The 19,268-nt window shown below is 69.8% G+C and carries 17 protein-coding genes; 5 read left to right on the top strand and 12 right to left on the bottom strand.

Annotated features, from left to right (window positions below):
* Positions 1–72 precede the first annotated feature (72 nt).
* The 4 genes from ASG48_RS07700 to ASG48_RS07685 form a co-directional block, all read right to left on the bottom strand.
* Complete coding sequence (locus ASG48_RS07700) at positions 73–660, bottom strand: ABC-type transport auxiliary lipoprotein family protein (protein WP_055847508.1); 588 nt, start codon at positions 658–660, stop codon at positions 73–75.
* 296 nt (positions 661–956) lie between these two features.
* The gene (locus ASG48_RS07695; RefSeq protein ID WP_055847506.1) at positions 957–2,582 is read right to left on the bottom strand and encodes an MlaD family protein; all 1,626 of its coding nucleotides are present in this window, start codon (positions 2,580–2,582) and stop codon (positions 957–959) included.
* Complete coding sequence (locus ASG48_RS07690; RefSeq protein WP_055847503.1) at positions 2,582–3,424, bottom strand: ABC transporter ATP-binding protein; 843 nt, start codon at positions 3,422–3,424, stop codon at positions 2,582–2,584. The genes ASG48_RS07695 and ASG48_RS07690 overlap by 1 nt, the downstream gene beginning before the upstream one ends.
* Positions 3,405–4,592: an ABC transporter permease gene (locus ASG48_RS07685; RefSeq protein ID WP_055847500.1), complete on the bottom strand. Its 1,188-nt coding sequence runs from the start codon at positions 4,590–4,592 to the stop codon at positions 3,405–3,407. The genes ASG48_RS07690 and ASG48_RS07685 overlap by 20 nt, the downstream gene beginning before the upstream one ends.
* A gap of 148 nt (positions 4,593–4,740) precedes the next feature.
* On the opposite strand from ASG48_RS07685, the gene dgcA reads away from it, so the two are divergent.
* Entirely contained in the window at positions 4,741–5,724 is a 984-nt protein-coding gene (dgcA, locus tag ASG48_RS07680; RefSeq protein ID WP_055847497.1) for an N-acetyl-D-Glu racemase DgcA, read from the top strand.
* Here the strand turns inward: dgcA and ASG48_RS07675 are convergent.
* The 3 genes from ASG48_RS07675 to ASG48_RS07665 all read right to left on the bottom strand — a co-directional run bounded on the left by ASG48_RS07675 (position 5,676) and on the right by ASG48_RS07665 (position 8,883).
* The gene (locus ASG48_RS07675) at positions 5,676–6,908 is read right to left on the bottom strand and encodes an MFS transporter (protein ID WP_082529306.1); all 1,233 of its coding nucleotides are present in this window, start codon (positions 6,906–6,908) and stop codon (positions 5,676–5,678) included. The genes dgcA and ASG48_RS07675 overlap by 49 nt on opposite strands.
* Positions 6,909–7,000: 92 nt before the next feature.
* Positions 7,001–8,053 carry a glycosyltransferase family 1 protein gene (locus tag ASG48_RS07670; protein ID WP_055847493.1) on the bottom strand — a complete coding sequence of 351 codons (1,053 nt, stop codon included), beginning with the start codon at positions 8,051–8,053 and terminating at the stop codon, positions 7,001–7,003.
* Positions 8,050–8,883 carry a UDP-2,3-diacylglucosamine diphosphatase gene (locus ASG48_RS07665; RefSeq protein ID WP_156381499.1) on the bottom strand — a complete coding sequence of 278 codons (834 nt, stop codon included), beginning with the start codon at positions 8,881–8,883 and terminating at the stop codon, positions 8,050–8,052. Before ASG48_RS07665 ends, ASG48_RS07670 begins: the two co-directional genes overlap by 4 nt.
* Before the next feature lie 203 nt (positions 8,884–9,086).
* On the opposite strand from ASG48_RS07665, the gene ASG48_RS07660 reads away from it, so the two are divergent.
* On the top strand, positions 9,087–11,399 hold the full coding sequence (locus ASG48_RS07660; protein WP_055847489.1) for an NADP-dependent malic enzyme: 2,313 nt from the start codon (positions 9,087–9,089) through the stop codon (positions 11,397–11,399).
* A gap of 33 nt (positions 11,400–11,432) precedes the next feature.
* Here ASG48_RS07660 and gltX read toward each other — a convergent pair whose 3' ends face one another.
* From gltX to ASG48_RS07645, 3 genes are read right to left on the bottom strand one after another with little or no spacing between them, the layout of a single operon-like run.
* Entirely contained in the window at positions 11,433–12,818 is a 1,386-nt protein-coding gene (gene gltX, locus ASG48_RS07655; RefSeq protein ID WP_055847487.1) for a glutamate--tRNA ligase, read from the bottom strand.
* 58 nt (positions 12,819–12,876) lie between these two features.
* Positions 12,877–13,176 carry a hypothetical protein gene (locus ASG48_RS07650; protein ID WP_156381498.1) on the bottom strand — a complete coding sequence of 100 codons (300 nt, stop codon included), beginning with the start codon at positions 13,174–13,176 and terminating at the stop codon, positions 12,877–12,879.
* Positions 13,173–14,843, bottom strand: coding sequence for an NAD+ synthase (locus ASG48_RS07645; protein ID WP_055847482.1), 1,671 nt, complete (start codon positions 14,841–14,843; stop codon positions 13,173–13,175). The genes ASG48_RS07650 and ASG48_RS07645 overlap by 4 nt, the downstream gene beginning before the upstream one ends.
* Before the next feature lie 122 nt (positions 14,844–14,965).
* On the opposite strand from ASG48_RS07645, the gene ASG48_RS07640 reads away from it, so the two are divergent.
* The 3 genes from ASG48_RS07640 to ASG48_RS07630 all read left to right on the top strand — a co-directional run bounded on the left by ASG48_RS07640 (position 14,966) and on the right by ASG48_RS07630 (position 16,846).
* Entirely contained in the window at positions 14,966–15,538 is a 573-nt protein-coding gene (locus ASG48_RS07640) for a DUF1003 domain-containing protein (protein ID WP_055847478.1), read from the top strand.
* A gap of 203 nt (positions 15,539–15,741) precedes the next feature.
* Positions 15,742–16,347, top strand: coding sequence for a DedA family protein (locus ASG48_RS07635; protein WP_055847476.1), 606 nt, complete (start codon positions 15,742–15,744; stop codon positions 16,345–16,347).
* Positions 16,348–16,411: 64 nt separating this feature from the next.
* A complete protein-coding gene (locus tag ASG48_RS07630; protein ID WP_055847473.1) occupies positions 16,412–16,846 on the top strand; it encodes a DUF2214 family protein in 435 nt (144 codons plus the stop codon).
* 6 nt (positions 16,847–16,852) lie between these two features.
* Here ASG48_RS07630 and ASG48_RS07625 read toward each other — a convergent pair whose 3' ends face one another.
* Complete coding sequence (locus ASG48_RS07625; protein ID WP_055847471.1) at positions 16,853–17,650, bottom strand: class III extradiol ring-cleavage dioxygenase; 798 nt, start codon at positions 17,648–17,650, stop codon at positions 16,853–16,855.
* 93 nt (positions 17,651–17,743) lie between these two features.
* Positions 17,744–19,123 (bottom strand): 3-deoxy-7-phosphoheptulonate synthase class II, encoded by a 1,380-nt coding sequence (locus tag ASG48_RS07620; protein WP_055847469.1) that lies wholly within the window; start codon positions 19,121–19,123, stop codon positions 17,744–17,746.
* Positions 19,124–19,268 lie beyond the last annotated feature (145 nt).

Genomic DNA, 19,268 nt, shown 5'->3' with positions numbered 1-19,268 from the left:
TCCAGACGAAAAAGGGCGGCGCCTTTCGGCACCGCCCTCGAACAATCCGTCGGGTTGCGAGGCCCGGTCGCCTCAGATCGTCGCGAGCATCCACGTCACCATCTCGCGGGAGATGCGGTCGAAGGCCTGGTTCAGCGCGGCGACATAGGCGGCGTTGCCGGTGCCGGTGATGGGCACGGCGGCGCTGAAGACGCGGCTGCGCACGACGTTGCCGGTCTTGTCGTTCAGCGCCTTGGCGGAGATCTCGATCACCGCGCCGGAGGCCGGCGCCACGGCCACCTCGAATTTCCGGATCTCCATCACCAGCTGGTAGTCGATCGCAAGGCCCTGGCCGGGCACGCCGACGGCGGCGAAGCGCCCGGTGTTCTGGAAGGCCTGCACGAGGCGCAGCTGCACCATGCGCGGCAGCCGGTCGCTCCACTGGCTCTGCGCCAGATACTCGATCGTCGTCGGCGTCGGCTTGATGGCGATCTTCTCGCTGTCGAGCGTCTTGATGGCGGTCGGCTCGGCGATGAGGAGCTGCGCCCGGCTGCGGCCGGGAACGCCGGCGGAGAAGCTCGGCGCCAGGATCTCGTAGGTGTCGGCCGGGGGCGTCGAGGCGCAGGAACTGGCCGCCAACGCGGCGCCCGCCAAGGTGACAGCCTTCAGAAATGCCCGCATGTCCCAAACTTTCTCAAACGCATGACGCACGGATCGCCTTTGCCGCCCGGAGCGATCCCATCCCGGTGCGCCGGCCCTTCGGGCACGGCGGTTCGGCGGCTTTGCTTCTCGACCGAAAACTCCGCGGTCGCCTTCGGTCGCGGAAGACGCGCGCGCGCGGACACGAACGGCCGTTCCACCAAGATGGCATGAGCGCGCCGCCCGTCGAGGGAGCCGGCGGGGCGGGCGCGCGATCGCCCGGCCTGTGTTGTGCGGGCGCCACGACCCTTGGGTCCGGCGCCCGCCCGTTCGAAGGATCAGCGGCGCGTGCGGCCGTCGAACGTCTTCACCTGACCGCTCTCGCCGCCATAGATCAGCCGGCTCGGATTGGCCGAGAAGTCGGTGACGGCGCCGTTGATCGTGTCCACGGTCCGGTTGACGTTCTGGATCAGACCCTGGACCTCGCGCAGGCCCTGGCTGGAGAACCGGTTGAGGCTCGCGGCGATCGGACCGATCTGCGACTGGATCGAGCGGGCCGCGTCGCGCACCGCGCGCAGCGTGGTGGAGGCGTCCGTGCCGAGCGTCGTGCCGTCGCCGGAGCCGCCGAGGAAGCTGTTCACCGAGGTCACCACGCTGTCGATGCGCTGCGAGGCACTGGCGAGGCGCTGGCTCGTCAGTTCCGCATTGGTGATGATCTGGTCGATGTCCTCGCGGCGCGCCCCGATGTCGGTGGCGATGTTCGAGATCGAATCGGCCGCCTTGGCGACGTTGTCGGTCGCCGCCGAGACGTTCTCGACCGCGCGGTTGACCTTGCCGGGATCGACGCTCGCCAGAAGCGTGTCGAACTGGGCGCGGGTCTGCGTGAAGCCGTCGAGCGTCGATTTCAGCGTGGCGATGGTCGTGTCCGTGCCTTCGATGATCGACTGGATCTGCGGCGTCTTGGCCCGAACCGCGTTGGCGACCTCGCGCACGCTCGCGACCGTCTCGTTCACGGCCTGCGTGTCGATCGACTTCACCAGCGCGTCGGCGCTTTCCGAGAGCGGGCCGAGATTGCCGAGGAAACTGTCGATGCCGGCGGCATTGCGCTGCACGGCATCGCCGACGGCGCCCACGCCGTTGGCGGCCGTGCGCACCGAATCGACGATGCCCGAGATCTTGTCGGCCTGTTCGCGCACCGTCTGCGACACGGCCCGCACGTTGGCGACGGTCGTGCCGACGGCCGCCGGGTCCACCGCCTCGAGGATGCGCTGCGCCTGCGCCACGGTGGCCGGCAGACCCTGCGCGACGTTGTTGGCCGTCACCGAGAGCTGGCCGAGGCTGGCGACGAAGCTGCGGATATTGTCGGAGTTCTCGGCCAGGCTCGTCGTGAAGACCTCGACATTCTCGGACGTGCGCGCGACGTTCTCGGCGGTCGTGCGCACCGAGGGGCCGACGGCCCCGACGAGGCCCTCGAACTGGCCGAGGATGTTGTCGGCGCGCTCGGCGATGTTGCGGGCCGTCGCCAGGATGTCGGTCACATCGGACGGGTTGGCGCGGATCACCGGCACGGTGCCCTGCTCCTCGGCCAGCGCCAGGATGTCCGGCTGGTCGGCGATGCCGCCGCGCAGCTCGATGAAGGCGACGCCGGTGAGGCCCTGGAAGCCGATATTGGCCTGCGTCGATTCCTTGATCGGCACCGTCGGGTCGATCTCGGTCGTGGCGATGACGACGCGCGGATTGTTGGGGTCGATGCGCAGCGAGCGCACGCCGCCGACCGGCAGGCCGTTGAACAGGACCTGGCTGCCCTGCTGCAGGCCCGTCACCGAACCTTCGATGCGCACGAGCAGCGCCACCCGGTCGTCGCCCTTGGACGAGAAGACCGCCCAGTAGAAGAAGCCGAAGAACAGCGCGATGACGACGAGCGTGAGGGCGCCGACGCGAACGTAGTTGGCTTTGGTTTCCATCAGTTCGCTCCCTGCGACGTGGAGGGGGTCGTCTCGGGCGGCACGATGGTGCGGGCCCGTTTCCCGTGGAAGTAGGATTTCACCCAGGGGTGATCGAAGGTCAGCATGGTCTCGAGCGGTCCCTCCACCAGAACCTTGCGGTCGCCGAGCACGGCGATGCGGTCGCAGGCCTGGAAGAGGCTGTCGAGATCGTGGGTCACCATGTAGACGGTGAGCCCCAGCGTATCGCGCAGCGTCATGATGAGCTGGTCGAAGTCGGCGGCGCCGATCGGGTCGAGGCCCGAGGTCGGCTCGTCGAGGAAGACGATGTCGGGGTCGAGCGCCAGCGCGCGGGCGAGCGCCACGCGCTTGATCATGCCGCCGGAGAGTTCGGACGGGAACTTGCCCGCCGCGTCCTGCGCCAGCCCGACGAGATCGAGCTTCAACCGCGCCAGTTCGTGGCGCAGCGCCGGCGAGATGTCGAGATACTCGCGCATCGGCACCTCGATGTTCTCCAGCACCGTCAGCGAGGAGAAGAGCGCGCCGTGCTGGAAGAGGACGCCCCAGCGCCGCTCCACGTCGAGACGGCGGGCCTGGGTCGCGGTCTCGTAATTCGTGCCGAAGACCTCGATCGTGCCGCCCTGCTTGCGGTTGAGGCCGAGGATCGTGCGCAGCAGCACCGACTTGCCCGCGCCGGACGGGCCGACGAAGCCGAGAATCTCCCCGCGCCGCACGTCGAGGCTGAGATTTTCCAGGATCGCCTTCGAGCCGAAGCGCACCGTGACGTCGCGCGCCTCGATGATTACGTCGTGCTGGCCGCGCGCTTCGTCGCGCGCCGTGGGCTTAGAGTCCGAGAGAGGCATAGAGGATCGCGAAAAGGCCATCCACGAGGATGACGAGGAAGATCGACTTGACGACCGAGGCCGTCACGCGGGCACCGAGGCTCTCGGCGCTGCCGCCGACGCGCATGCCCTCCGCCGCCGCCACGATGCCGATGATGAGCGCCATGAACGGGGCCTTGATGAGGCCGGCGAAGATCGTGAACACGTCGATCGAGGACTGCAGGCCCTGCAGGAAGTTGGCCGGCGAGATGCCCGAATAGAGCTGCAGCGTCATCATGGCGCCGAGCAGCGCGGTGAGATTGGCGAGGAAGGAGAGGAGCGGCAGCACGATGATGAGCGCCACCAGCCGCGGGAAGACGAGGACGCTGATCGGCCCGAGCCCCATCACGTGCAGGGCGTCCACCTCCTCGCGCATCTTCATCGAGCCGATCTCGGCCGTGATGGCGCTGCCCGTGCGGCCCGCCACCATGATGGCGGTGAGGAGCACGCCGATCTCGCGCAGGACGAGGATGCCCACGAGATTGACGGCGTAGAGCTCGCCGCCGAAGCGCCGGAGCTGGAAGGCGCCCTGCTGGGCGATGATTCCGCCGATGAGGAAGGTCATGAGGACGATGATCGGCACCGCCTGGACGCCCATCCGGTCCATCTGGCTGACGATGGCGGCCGGGCGCGCCTGCGTGCGGCCGACGACCCGGTCCTTCAGGGCGTAGAGCGCGCCGCCGACGATGCTGAGGCCGACCATGGCCTCGTCCTTGGCCGCGACGACGCCGCCGCCGATGCCGGAGAGGAATCGCGTCACGAAACCCGTCTCGTCGGGATTGGGCTCGGGCCGCTCCTTCTCGAGCGCCTTGCGCACCACCTCGAAGAGAGCCTCGTCGGTCTTGCCGACGCCTTCGATCTCCACGCGGCGCCCGTCCGTCTCCAGCCCCTGGCGCAGGCGCTCGAACATATAGGCGCCGGACGTGTCGAGCCGCGTGACATCGGCGATGTCGATCGTCACCGAGCGACCGAGATCGGCCTTCTGCGTGTCCTGGAGGAGCGTCTCGACGGAGCCGATCGTGCGCGCCAGCCAGTCGCCGCCGGCGACGAGCACGACGGCGCCATCCCGCTTCTCGGCCGAGAACGTCGGGGCCGCGGCCTCCGGTCTGTCGTCCGGGCCGTTCCTGTCAGCGGTCGCGAGATCGAGCATTCTGTCTGTCTTGACCTTCCACGGCGACCGGCCGAAGGGTACGGAATCGGGTTGCAGGGGGAGCCCTACTCTCCACCGACGTTAACCGTCCACTCACATCTTGTCATTCGCGCCGGGCCCCGAAGGCCTTCCGCGCCGGGGTTCGCCGATGTCACGTGGTGTTTCAGTAACAGTCGAGCGCTTCGCGCTGGAAAAGCCGTTCCGCATCGCGCGCGGCACCAAGACGGAAGCCGCCGTCGTCACCTGCACGCTCGGCGAGGGCGGCGCGACCGGACGGGGCGAATGCGTGCCCTACGCGCGCTACGGCGAGAGCCTGGAAGGCGTGACGGATGCGATCGAGGCGGTGCGCGGCGCGCTGGAGGCCGGTGCGGGGCGCGACGAGATCGCAACGCTCCTGCCGCCGGGCGCCGCCCGCAACGCCGTCGACTGCGCGCTCTGGGATCTCGAGGCCAAGACGAGCGGCATGCCGGTCTGGCGCCGGGTCTGCGGACATGCGCCCGCCGAGGTGGAGACGGCCTATACGATCAGCCTCGGCACGCCCGAGGAGATGGCGGCGGCAACCGCCGAGGTCGCCCATCGCACGCTCCTCAAGATCAAGCTCGGCAGCGAGGACGACGCGTCGCGCATTCGGGCCGTGCGGGCCGCCGCCCCCCGCGCCCGGCTGATCCTCGACGCCAACGAGGGCTGGACGGAGGCGAACCTGCTGCCCAACATGCTGGCCGCCGCCCGGGCCGGGGCGAGCCTCGTCGAGCAGCCCCTGCCCGCCGGGCGCGATGCCCTGCTCGGCGCGATCCCGCACCCGGTCCCCGTCTGCGCCGACGAATCGGTGCATGTCGGCGGCGATCTCTCCAAGCTCGTCGGCCGCTACGACGTGGTCAACGTCAAGCTCGACAAGACCGGCGGCCTCACCGAAGGGCTCGCGCTGATGCGCGACGCGCGCGCGCTCGGCTTCGGCGTCATGGTCGGCTGCATGGTCGGCACGTCGCTCGCCATGGCGCCGGCTCTCCTTCTGGCGCAGGAGGCCGACTTCGTCGATCTCGACGGCCCGCTCCTCCTCAGGGCGGACCGGCCGAACGGGCTCGTCTACCGCGACTCGCGCGTCGCCCCGCCGATATCCGCCCTCTGGGGGTAGAAGGGCGCGACGAGCAGCGCGAGGGCCGCGATCAGCGCCATGCCGGCGAAGGCGCCCTGCCCGAAGGCCTCGTAGGCCGGCCCGCTGAGAAGCGTCGCGCCGGCCATCAGGCCGGTCTGGAAGAGGAAGCCCAGACCCTGCGCGGCGCCGAGCCGCTCCTCCGGCACATGGGCGGCGATCGTCGCCTGCAAAGCGAGCCAGGAGGCGCCGAAGGTGAAGCCGTGCAGCGCCTGGAGGGCGACGAAGCCTCCGACGCCCGCATCCCCCGTCATCAGGCTCCAGCGCAGGACGCCCGCCGCCGCGCCCGCGACGAGGAGGCCGCGCGGCCCGAACCGTGCGATCAGCCCGCTGCCGAAGCGGAAGAGCACGATCTCGACCACGACGCCCGTGCCCCAGAAGATGCCGATCGTCAGCGGCGCATAGCCGAGCCCTGTCCAGAGAATGGCGCCGAACCCGTAGAGCATGGCGTGGCTGGCCTGGACGAGCGCCAGCGCCGCCATCGCCGGCACGAGGCGGCCGATGTCGGCGCCCGGCACGAGGCGCCGCCGCAGTTTGGGCAGCTTCGGCAGTCCGGCGGGCTCGCCCGGCCCCGCGTCAGCGAGCGCGCTCGCGCGCCTCGGCCGCCCGAGGCGCGGCGTGAAGCAGGAGAAGGCGGCGGCGATCACGAAGGCGGCGAGAAGCAGCGCCGGAATGGAGCCCGCCCCGAACGTCCCGATCAGGAGCCCGCCGGACACGTTGGCGGCGATGAAGGCGATCGATCCCCAGAGCCGCGCGCGGCCGTAGTCGGCGCCGAGCCGGCGCTGCCCGGCGAGCGCCACCGCGTCGGTGATCGGGATCAGCGGCGCCCAGACGAGCGCGAGGAGGACGGTCGAGACGAGGATGGCCGCAAGACCGGACGAGACGAAGAGGAGGTTGACGACGAGCGCCGCCCCGAAGGCCGAGCCCATCAGCACGAAGGCGCGCTCGCGCGAGGCGTCGGCGAGCTTGAGGACGAGCGGAACGCTCAAGGCCCGCAGCGCGATCTGCAGGCCGAGCACCAGCGAGATCGCGTCCGCGTCGAGCCCCTGATGGGCGAGCCAGACGGGAAAGAACGGGTTGAACAGGCCGAGCGTGATGAAATCCGCCGCGAAGACGAGCTTCATGCGACGCTCGAACGCCCGTGCCTCCCCCGTTCCGTCCGTCATGCCCCAACCCCGCCGCCGCTTCGAGGCCGCGGGCTAGCAGATCGCCTCGCGATCACAAAGGCCGGCGGCGGGCCGGTTCGGCACCGCCGCGTTCAGCCATGCGCGGGTTGCAGCACGCCGGAGCGCGGCGTGCGTCCGCCGCCGGCAAGGCTCGCGCGCGAGGCGGCGGTGAAGATGTCGGCGCAGGCCTCCCAGCTATAGGCCTGCGAACGCGCCAGCGCGGCGGCCGGGTCGAGGCTCAGCGCGTCGAGGCAGGCGCGCCGCAGGTCCGCGTCGATGCGCCCGGCGCCCGTCCCCGCGATCACGTCGAGCGGCCCCGGCTGGGGATAGGCGGCGACCGGCAGGCCGCAGGCGAGGGCCTCGATGAGGACGATGCCGAACGTGTCGGTCTTGGAGGGGAAGACGAAGACGTCGCCGCTGGCATAGTAGCGGGCCAGCGCCTCGCCGGTCTGCGCGCCGGCGAAATGCACCTTCGGGTAGCGCCGCATCAGCTCCGGCAGGAGCGGCCCGTCGCCGACGACGAGCTTGGAACCGGGCAGGTCGAGATCGAGGAAGGCCTCGAGATTCTTCTCGGGCGCGATGCGCGAGACGGTGAGGAAGACGGGGCCCGGCAGATCGAGACCGATCGGCTCGGCCGGCCGGAACAACGCCCGGTCGACGCCGCGCGTCCAGGTGACGAGGTTGGAGAAGCCGCGCCCGGCAAGTTCGCGGCGCATGGCCTCCGTCGGCACGAGGCACGCGGCGGCGGGCGCGTGGAAGCGGCGCAGCAGGGCATAGGTGAGGCTTTCCGGCACCGGGGCGCGCTGGCGCAGATATTCGGGAAAGCGCGTGTGGAAGCTCGTGGTGAACGGCAGGCCGGCCCGCAGCGCGGCGCGGCGCGCGGCCAGCCCGATCGGCCCCTCGGTCGCGATGTGGATCGCGGTCGGCGCGAAGGCCTCGATCTCGGCCGAAAGGCGTCTGGCATGGGCCAAAGCGAGGCGGATCTCGGGATAGGTCGGGCAGGCGAAGGTGCGGAAATCCTGCGGGGCGACGATGCGCACCACGTCGCCCCGCCGGCGGAGCTCGTCCGTCAGGCTCGCGAGCGTCCTCACGACCCCGTTGATCTGCGGCGCCCAGGCGTCGGTGGCGATGAAGACGCGGTTCATGCCGCCTCCACGCGCGCCGGCAGCACGTCGTCCTGGCCGAGGAGACCGACCGGCCGGCTGCGGGCCTCGGCGAGCTCGGTCCAGCGGATGAGCTCGAGCGTGCCGTCGTGGCGCTCGGCCACCGCCGTGCAGCTTTCCACCCAGTCGCCGGTATTGACGTATTCGATGCCGCCGCGCACCGCGATCTCGGCATGGTGGATATGCCCGCAGATCACGCCGTCGCAGCCCTGCCGGCGCGCCTGCTCCGCGAGCGCCGTCTCGAAGGCCCCGATGAAGGAGACGGCGTTCTTCACCTTGAGCTTCGCCCAGGAGGAGAAGGACCAGTAGGGAAAGCCGAGAAGGCGCCGCACCCGGTTGAACAGATGGTTCACGGCGATGGCCGCGTCATAGGCCCAGTCGCCGAGATAGGCGATGAGCCGGGCGTTGCGCACCACGACGTCGAACTCGTCGCCATGCATCACCAGGAAGCGGCGGCCGTCGGCCATCTCGTGCACGTCGTCGAGCTTCACCTCCACGCCGCCGAAATGCTGGCCGGGAAAGTCGCGCAGGAACTCGTCGTGATTGCCGGGAATGTAGATGATCGTGGCGCCCTTGCGGGCCTTGCGCAGGAGCTTCTGCACCACGTCGTTCTGGATGCGCGGCCAGTGCCAGGAGCGCTTCAGCCGCCATCCGTCGACGATGTCGCCGACGAGATAGATCTTCTCCGCGTCGTGATAGCGCAGGAAGTCGACCAGAAGCTCGGCCTGGGCCGCCTTCGAGCCGAGATGCACGTCCGAGATGAACAACGTTCGGAAATGCCGTGTCGTTGCGAGCTGGTGCATGGTCGCCATCTCCCGTCGCCCATCCTCTTCGGCCGGTGGCAATGGGAATGCCCGAGGCGCATTGCAGGCGTGTGACGCCGGGCCCGGGCGGCCGGCGCGAACGGACGGGACGCGCCGCTTGCCCGCCGACGACTTTCGTCTAAGAAGCGAACCGTCAGGCGGCGATCTCGATCGCGCGCCCCGCGCAGCCGCGACGATCGGGAGGGCACACCATGTCGGAGACGGAGAACCACGCCGAGCGTCCGGTGACCGGAGATCTCGACGAGCAGGCACTCTTCTACCACCGCTACCCGCGCCATGGAAAACTCGCGATCCAGGCGATCAAGCCGCTCGGAAACCAGCGCGATCTCGCGCTCGCCTATTCGCCGGGCGTGGCCGCGCCCTGCCGCGAGATCGAGCGCGATCCCTCGCTCGCCGCCCTCTATACCGGCCGCGCCAATCTCGTGGCCGTCATCTCCAACGGCACGGCCGTGCTCGGGCTCGGCGACATCGGCCCGCTGGCCTCCAAGCCGGTGATGGAGGGCAAGGCCGTCCTCTTCAAGAAATTCGCCGATATCGACGTGTTCGACATCGAGATCGAGGCGCGCGAGATCGACAAGATCTGCGAGGTCGTCGCCGCGCTCGAGCCGACCTTCGGCGGAATCAATCTCGAGGACATCAAGGCGCCCGAGTGTTTCGAGGTGGAGGCGCGCCTGCGCGAGCGCATGGCGATCCCCGTCTTCCACGACGACCAGCACGGCACCGCCATCATCGTCGCGGCCGCCATCCGCAACGGCCTGATGCTGGCCGGCAAGAAGCTGGAGGACGCCAAGATCGTCACCTCCGGCGCCGGCGCCGCCGCCCTCGCCTGCCTCAACCTCCTCGTCGAGCTCGGCGCGAAGGTCGAGAACATCACCTGCACCGACATCGAGGGCGTGGTCTACAAGGGCCGCGAGAAGCGCATGGACCGCTGGATGGCGGTCTATGCCAAGGAGACGGACAAGCGCACGCTGGGCGAGGTCATCGAGGGCGCGGACGTCTTCCTCGGCCTGTCGGCCGGCGGCATCCTGAAGCCGGAGCTCCTGAAATCGATGGCCGAGCGCCCGATGATCATGGCGCTCGCCAACCCGACGCCCGAGATCATGCCGGACCTCGCCAAGGCGGTGCGACCCGACGCGATGATCTGCACGGGGCGCTCGGACTTCCCCAACCAGGTCAACAACGTCCTGTGCTTCCCCTATATCTTCCGGGGCGCACTCGACTGCGGCGCAACGGCGATCACGGAAGGCATGAAGAAGGCCTGCGTCGACGCCATCGCCGCGCTCGCCCGCGAGGAAGTGTCGGAGGTCGCGGCCAAGGCCTACGGATCGGAGACGCCCGTCTTCGGACCGGACTATCTCATCCCCGCCCCGTTCGACCCGCGCCTGATCCTCAAGATCGCGCCCGCCGTCGCCGAGGCCGCCCGGGCCGAGGGCATCGCCACGCGCCCCATCACGGACATGCCGGCCTATCTCGACCGGCTGAACCGCTTCGTCTTCCGCTCCGGCCTCATCATGAAGCCGATCTTCCGCATCGCCGCCAATTCCGGCAAGCGGGTGATCTTCTCGGACGGCGAGGACGAGCGCGTGCTGCGCGCCGCGCAGGTCCTCATGGAGGAGAAGATCTGCGCGCCGATCCTCGTCGGCCGCCCGAGCGTCATCGCCAACCGGCTGGAGCGCTACGGCCTGCGCATCCGGCCCGGCACCGATTTCGAGGTCGTCAATCCCGAGGACGACCCGCGCTACCGCGACTATGTCGACCACTATTTCGCCAAGGTCGGCCGCAAGGGCGTGAACCCGGACACGGCGCGCGCCATCGTGCGCACCAACACGACCGTCATCGGCGCGGTCTCGGTCTCGCGCGGCGATGCCGATGCGATGATCTGCGGGCTGGAGGGCCGCTACTCGCCGCATGTGCGCGACATCATGCAGGTGATCGGCGTCGCGCCGGGCGTCAACAAGCTCACGGCGATGAGCCTGCTCATCTCCACGCAGGGCGCGAAGTTCTTCCTCGACACCTATGTGCAGCGCAGCCCCGGCCCCGAGGAGATCGCGGAGATGACCATCCTCGCCGCCGCCGAGATCCGCCGCTTCGGGCTGGAGCCCAAGGCCGCCCTCGTCTCGCATTCCAACTTCGGCACGGACGACACCGAGGCCTCGCGCAAGCTGCGCAAGGCCGTGAAGATCCTACGCGAGAGCGCGCCCGGCCTCGAGATGGACGGCGAGATGCACGGCGACGCCGCGCTGAACGAGGCGATCCGCCACCGCTCCATGCCGCAGTCGACGCTGAAGGGCGAGGCCAATCTCCTCGTCTTCCCGGACATCGACGCGGCCAATATCACGATGAACGTCGTCAAGGCGATGACCGACTCGCTGCATGTCGGCCCGATCCTCCTCGGCGTCGCCTCCCCGGCGCATGTCGTCACGCCCTCGGTCACCTCGCGCGGCCTCGTCAACATGGCGGCGATCGCGGTCGCGCAGGTGGTGCAGGGCGACCGGGAGGGCTGAAGGCGCGCTCCGGCCGCCCCGACGCGCGGCGGCTCAGCCGCCCTGCGCGAGAAGCCGCTTCGCCGTGCGCTCGCGCCCGACGAGCGGCAGGAGGGCGGCGAGTTCCGGGCCGTGGTCGAGGCCGGTCAGCGCCAGGCGCAGCGGCATGAAGAGCGCGCGGCCCTTGGCGCCGGTGGCCGCCTTCACCGCATTGGTCCAGGCCTTCCACGTCGCGCCGTCGAACGGGCCCTGCGGCAGGAGGTCCAGCGCCGCCCGCAGCACGGCCGCGTCCTGCGGCGCGGGCTCGGGCGCGCGGAACCCGTCCGAGAAGACGATCCCCGCCCATTCCGCCGCGTCGGACACCTTGACGCAATTGGCCTTCACGGCGTCCCAGAAGGCCGCGGCGCTCTCCGGCGGCACGCCCATGGCGGCGAGGCGCGGCGCGACGGCATCGAGCGGCGCCTCGTGCACGAGCGCCGCGTTCAGACGGTCGAGCTCGGCGGGGTCGAACTTCGAGCTCGAAGCCGAGACGTGGTCGAAGGCGACGCGTTTCTCCAGCGCGTCGAGGTCGGGCATGGCCTCGATCGAGCCGGGCAGGCCGGAGAGGATCGCGAGCGAGGCGACGGCCATCGGCTCGTAGCCGGCCTCGCGCAGGCTGCGCAGCGAGAGCGCGCCGGTGCGCTTGGAAAGGCCCTCGCCGTCGATCGTCGTCAGGAGATTGAAATGCCCGAAAGCCGGCACGCCGTGGCCGAGCGCCTGGAACAGGGCGATCTGCACGCCGGTATTGGTCACGTGGTCGTCGCCGCGAAGGACATGGGTGACGCCGGTCTCCCCGTCGTCGATGACGGAGGGCAGCGTGTAGAGATAGGTGCCGTCCTCGCGCACCAGCACGGGGTCTGAGAGGGAGGCGAGGTCGACGGTCTGGCGGCCGCGCACCACGTCGTCCCAGTGGATCTGCGTGCGTTCGGGCGAGAACGGGTCGGCCGCGAAGTTCGGCAGGCGGAAGCGCCAGTGCGGGCGCCGGCCCTCGGCGGCGAGGCGCGCATGGTCCTGCGCCGTCAGCCGCAGCGCCTCGCGGCCGTAGACCGGCGGCAGGCCCCGCGCCATGCGCCGCTTGCGCTTCAGCTCCAGTTCCTCGGCCGTCTCGTAGGCGGGGTAGAGATGGCCCGCCGCCTTCAGCCGCTCGGCCGCCGCGTCGTAGAGCGCGAGGCGGTCGGACTGGGCGAAGGCCGCGTGCGGCGCGATGCCGATCCAGGCGAGGTCTTCGGCGATGGCCTCGGCATAGTCGCGACGGGAGCGCTGGCGGTCCGTGTCGTCCAGCCGCAGCAGGAAGCGGCCGTCGAAGCGCCGGGCGTAGAGCCAGTTGAACAGCGCCGGGCGCAGGTTGCCGATGTGGAGATAGCCGGTGGGCGACGGGGCGAAGCGGACGATGACGGTCATGGGCCCGGCTTACGTCACCGGCGCGGCGCCGACAATCGCCCTGCCCGCGGGCGGAGCCTCAGCCGAGCGGCGCGCCGCGCAGCCAGGCGAAGAGGAGGACGGCGTAGAGGATGGCCGCAAGGACGAGGAGCACCGTCGCCACGGCCAGCTGGCGCGCGGCGTAGCGCCGATCAGGCTCGTTCTCGCGGCCGAAGGCATTCTCCACGCGCACCGCCGTCACGTCGGCGAACGAGACGCGCGTGCCGCGAGCGCCCGCGATGCGCCGCAGCGCGAGGTAGAGGCGCAGGAGGAACAGGAGCCCGACGAGCGCGGCCCCTTGCGCCAGTTGCGGCAGCGGCGGGATCTCCATCCCGCTCATGCGCCGAGCCGGAAGCGGTTGACGATCGGATAGCGCCGGTCGCGGCCGAAATTCTTGCGCGTGATCTTGGTGCCCGGCGCCGACTGCCGGCGCTTGTATTCGGCGATGTAGAGAAGACGCTCGACATGGCGCACCGTGTCGCGGTCGAAGCCGCGCGCGGTGAGGTCGTCGATGCCGCCCTCGTTCTCCACGAGATGCTCGAGGATCGCGTCGAGCACGTCGTAGGGCGGCAGGGAATCCTCGTCCTTCTGGTCCGGCCGCAGTTCCGCCGAGGGCGGCTTCTCGATGATGCGCGGCGGGATGACCACGCCGTCCGGCCCGAGCGAGCCGGCGGGCCGGTTCTCGTTGCGCCAGCGCGCGAGGCGGAAGACCTCGGTCTTGTAGAGATCCTTGATCGGGTTGAAGCCCCCGTTCATGTCGCCGTAGAGCGTGGCATAGCCGACGCTCATCTCGCTCTTGTTGCCGGTGGTCAGGACCATGGCGCCGAACTTGTTGGAGATCGCCATCAGGATCGTGCCGCGCGTGCGGCTCTGGAGATTCTCCTCCGTCACGTCGGCGCTCGTTCCTTTGAGAAGCGGCGCCAGCGCGGAGAGGAAGCCCTCGACGGGCTCGGCGATCGGCACCACGTCGTAGCGCACGCCGAGCGCCGCCGCGCAGCCCTGCGCGTCCTCCAGGCTCTCGGTCGCCGTGTAGCGATAGGGCAGCATCACGCAATGCACGCGGTCCGCCCCCAGCGCGTCCACCGCCATGGCGGCGACGATCGCCGAATCGATGCCGCCGGACAGGCCGAGCACCACGGACTTGAAGCGGTTCTTGTCGACATAGTCGCGAAGGCCGACGACGCAGGCGCGCCACACGGCCTCCTCGCCGTCGGGAAGCTCGGCGAAGCTGCGCGTCGCGCAGGTCCAGCCGTCCGGCTCGCGCAGCCAGTCCGAATAGAAAAGCCCGGTCTCGAACTGCGGCAGCTGGAAGACGAGCTGACGGTCGGCGTCGAAGGCGAAGGAGCCGCCGTCGAAGACGAGCTCGTCCTGCGCGCCGGCATAGTTGGCGTAGACGAGCGGCAGGTCGGTCTCGATCACCTGGCGCAGCGCCACCTGGTGCCGCACGTCCATCTTGGCGCGGTAGAAGGGCGAGCCGTTCGGCACGAGCAGGATCTCGGCGCCCGATTCGGCGAGCGTCTCGCAGACGCCGAGATCGCCCCAGATGTCCTCGCAGACGGGAATGCCGAGCCGGATGCCGCGAAAGCTCACCGGCCCCGGCATCCGCCCGGCCTGAAACACGCGCTTCTCGTCGAACTCGCCGTAGTTCGGCAGGTCCACCTTGGCCCGCCAGGCGATCACCTCGCCCGCGTCGAGCACGGCGACGGCGTTGAAGAGCCCGTCCTTGGTGCGCTGCGGCGCGCCGATGATGACGCCCGGCCCGCCATCCGCCGTCTCGCCCGCCAGCGTCTCCACCGCCGCCATGCAGGCCGAGACGAAGCCGGGCTTCAGCACGAGGTCCTCCGGCGGATAGCCGGCGAGGAAGAGTTCGGTGAACAGGACGAGATCGGCGCCCGCGGCGGCGGCCTCGGCGCGGGCCCGCCGCGCCAGCGCGAGATTGCCGGAGACATCGCCCACCACGGGGTTCAACTGCGCGATCGCCAGTCGCAAGCGCCCTTGTGTCGTCACGCGCCACTCCGAAGTCTGGTAGAGGGAACGGGACGAAAGCGCCCCGAACGGGTTGCGGTCGTCTTAACAACCCCATGGCCGGGAGGCGAGCCCTGCCCCGGCGAGCCGAGGCCAGAAGCGCCATGACGACGAAGGTCCACGACGAGGAGGCAAGGCGCCGGTTCGGGCGTCCCTATGCCGCGCTCGGGCAGGAGGAGCGGCGCGTCCTCGACAGCGCCCGGGCCGGCACGACCATCGCCACCGACGTCTCCGAACGCATCGCCGCCGACTCCACCTTCGGCCAGCGCGTCTCCGACGAGATCGCGCGCATCGGCGGCTCCTGGACCTTCATCCTGTGCTTCCTCGCCTTTCTCGTTCTCTGGGCCGTCGTCAACGTCACGGCCGTGCTGGGGCCGCCCTTCGACCCCTACCCCTTCATCTTCCTGAACCTCATCCTCTCCATGGTCGCCGCCATCCAGGCACCGATCATCATGATGAGCCAGAACCGCGCGGCCGAGCGCGACCGGCGCGACATGAGCCACGACTACGAGGTGAACCTGAAGGCCGAGATCGAGATCCTGGCGCTGCACGACAAGCTGGACGCCATGCGACGCGACGAGACGGACACGACACGCATGCTCCTCGCCGAGATCGCCGAACGGCTCGGCCGGATCGAGGCGCGGCTCGGCCGGGGGGACGGGGCGGACCCGCGCTGATTCGGCAGGTTCCGCTCAAGCTCCCGGGGGGGGAGCCGGGGAAGAACCTGCCGGAGGCGAGACCTCTTTGGGGCGAGCGGCGGCGAAACCGGCGAAAGCCCCTTTTTCACGCCTCAAAACTCTGCAAGAAGCGCCGTCAGAAGCCCCCGAGACAACGGTTCCCCGGCGCCGGGACCGCGATCCCGCGGACGTGTGGAGTTGCCGTGTACGAAATCCTTGGGCTCATCTCGCAGTTCGGCCCCGTCATCGTTCTGGCCGGCACGTTCTTCGAAGGCGAGGTCTTCGCGATCATCGGCGGATTCCTGGCCTATCGCGGCTCCTACGCTCTCGAGGCGATGATCGCGCTCGCCTTCGTCGGTTCCTTCTTCGGCGATCTCGCCGTCTTCCTCTTCGCGCGCTACTCCTCCAACCATCGCTGGGTCAGGCGCTGGCGCGAGAAGGAGAAGTTCAGCAAGGCGATCCGGCTGGTCGAACGCTACCAGGCCTTCTTCGTCATCGTGAACCGCTACATCTACGGTCTGCGCGTGCCCGGCCTCATCGCGCTCGGCATGTCGCGCATCTCCGTGCCGCGCTTCATCGGGCTGAACTTCATCGGCGCGGGGCTCTGGGCCGGCATCTTCACCACGATCGGCTACGTCTTCGGCTATTCCATCGGCTCGGTCTTCGCGCGCCTGGAGGTGATGGAGCGCGGCGTCGGCATCGTTCTCGTCGTGATCGCCATCGGCCTGACGCTCTGGTTCGCGTGGCGCCAGTGGGGGCCGGCCTTCCTCGAACGGCGCCGCACCGGCGACGAGCCCTCCGAGGACTGACGGCGCCCGGCTTGACGCGCCGGGCGCGGCCCCTCACGCTCGCCGCGCCGACCGGAGCCCGCCGATGTTCGACCTGACGCTCGCCGTCGCCCATCACCTCGCCGTCTTCGCGCTGGCCGGCGTGCTGGCGGCCGAACTCGCGGCGCTGCGCCCCGGGATGGACGGCGTGGCCGCGCGTCGCCTCTCCTCGCTCGACGCCGGCTACGGAGCGCTCGCGGTCGCCATCCTCGCCATCGGCTTCCTGCGCGCGGTCTATGCCGAAAAGGGCTGGGACACCTACGGCGCCAATCTCTTCTTCTGGGTCAAGATCGGCACGTTCGGCGTCATCGGCCTTCTCTCGATCGCCCCGACGCGCGCCTTCGCCCGCTGGAAGAAGACGGGCGAAGGCCCCGAGCCCGCCGAGATCGAACGCCTGCGGCGCATCCTCTGGCTGGAGATCGCGCTCTTCGCCCTCCTGCCGGTTTTCGCCGCCGCCATGGCGCGCGGCTACGGGTCCTGACCTCGTTCAGGCGAAGGCGAAGGCCTCCATCGCCAGGACGCCGAAATCTCGGCTCTCGTGCAGCTTGCGCGCGCCCGCGCCCTCGCCGGCCGCGCCCAGCGCGACATAGAGCGGCATCAGGTGCTCGTCGGTCGGGTGGTTCTCGCGGGCGAAGGGCGCGCGCGTGCGGTAGGCGGCCAGCGCCTCGCGGTCGCCCGCGACGAGGCGCTGCGTCATCCAGTCCGAGAAGGCGGAAACCCAGTCCGGCGTCGCCGCCTCGCGCTCGCCGCTACGGATGCGCGCGAAGGCCTCGCGCAGATTATGCGTGAAGGAGCCCGAGCCGACGACGAGCATGTTGCGCCGGCGAAAGGGCGCCAGCGCCTCGCCCACCGCCCGGTGATGCTCGGGCCCCTTTCCGGGATCGACGGAGACCTGGACGACGGGAATGTCGGCGTCGGGAAAGGCAAGGATCAGCGGCACCCAGGTGCCGTGGTCGAAGCCGCGCCGGCGGGCGATGCCGGCGCGCTGGCCATGATCGGCAAGGCTCTGCGCCACCTCTGCCGCAAGGCCGGGAGCACCGGGCGCCGGATAGCGCATCTCGTGGAGCCGCGGATCGAAGCCGCCGAAGTCGTGGATCGTCTCGGGCTCGGCGTCGCCGGAAACGAGGACGTGATCGCGGGCCTCGAAATGGGCGCTGGCCACGATGATCGCGTCCGGCCGTTCGATCTCGGCGGAGAGGCGCCGCAGGAAAACGGTGGCCCGCGTCTCGGCGATCGCGACATCCGGCGATCCGTGGGAGATGAAGAGGCTCGGCTGGGTCGTCATGGCGGGGCTCCTTGGAGACCTCACCCTAGCGACCCCTCGGGACCGGCAGAAGCGGTGAACGATCGCACGGATCGTTCACCGTTTTCATGGCGTTCAGCCGTTGGCGGCGCGGGCCTGCGGCGTCGCGGCGTGGTCCTTCTTCACCAGTTCGGCGACGAGGAAGGCGAGTTCCAGCGCCTGATTGGCGTTGAGCCGGGGATCGCAATGGGTGTGGTAGCGGTCCGACAGGTCGTCCGCCGTCACCTCGCGCGCGCCGCCCGTGCATTCCGTCACGTCCTTGCCGGTCATCTCGACATGGATGCCGCCCGCATGCGTGCCCTCGGCGCGATGCACGTCGAAGAAGGACTTCACCTCCGAGAGAATGCGGTCGAAGGGCCGGGTCTTGTAGTGGTTGAGCGTGATCGTGTTGCCGTGCATCGGGTCGCAGGACCAGACGACCTTGCGCCCCTCGCGCTCCACCGCCCGGATGAGCCGCGGCAGATGGGCCTCCACCTTGTCGTGGCCGAAGCGGGTGATGAGCGTCAGGCGACCGGCCTTGTTCTCCGGGTTCAGGATGTCGATGAGGCGCAGCAGCCCGTCGGCGTCCATCGAGGGGCCGCATTTGAGACCGACCGGGTTCTTGATGCCGCGGCAATATTCCAGATGGGCGTTGGCCTCCTGGCGCGTGCGGTCGCCGATCCAGATCATGTGGCCGGACGTGGCATACCAGTCGCCGGACGTGGAATCGACGCGCGTCATCGCCTCCTCGTAGCCGAGAAGCAGCGCCTCGTGGCTCGTGAAGAAATCCGTCTCGCGCAGGCTCGGATGCGTCTCGGCGTCGATACCGATGGCCCGCATGAAGTTCATCGTCTCGGAAATGCGGTCGGCGAGCGCGCTGTAGCGCTCGGCCTCGGGGCTGCCGGAAACGAAGCCGAGCATCCACTGGTGCACGTTGTCGAGATTGGCGTAGCCGCCCTGCGCGAAGGCGCGCAGGAGGTTCAGCGTCGCGGCCGACTGGCGGTAGGCCTCGAGCTGGCGCTCCGGATTCGGGATGCGGGAGGCCTCGTCGAACTCGATGCCGTTGACGATGTCGCCGCGATAGGCCGGCAGCGTCACGCCGCCGCGCGTCTCGGTGCCCGAGGAGCGCGGCTTGGCGAACTGGCCGGCGATGCGGCCGATCTTCACCACGGGCTGGGCGGCCGCGAAGGTGAGGACGACGGCCATCTGCAGGAAGGCGCGGAAGAAGTCGCGGATGTTGTCGGCGCCGTGCTCGGCGAAGCTCTCGGCGCAGTCGCCGCCCTGCAGCACGAAGCCGCGGCCTTCGGCGACTTCGCCGAGCGCGCGCGTCAGCTTGCGCGCCTCGCCCGCGAAGACGAGCGGGGGAAAGCTCGCGAGCTTCTTCTCGGTCTCGGCCAGCATCGCGGGATCCGGATAGTCCGGCACCTGCTCGATGGGCTTCGAGCGCCAGCTCGACGGGTTCCAGTCCTTCGCCATGGCATCACTCCCGGCCGGGTCGCCGGCCGTCCTCCTGATCGCGATCGTCTCGATCGTTTCCGGCAAGGGTCATCGAAAAGGCGTTCGATCCCTTGCGGATGGGCGCCTTAAAGCACCGCGGCGCGCATTTGTCATCTTCGCCGAC

The organism is Aurantimonas sp. Leaf443, assembly GCF_001425575.1.
Lineage (GTDB): Bacteria > Pseudomonadota > Alphaproteobacteria > Rhizobiales > Rhizobiaceae > Leaf443.
Note: the sequence above shows the minus strand (reverse complement) of the source record. Positions and strands in the feature narration are given on the sequence as shown.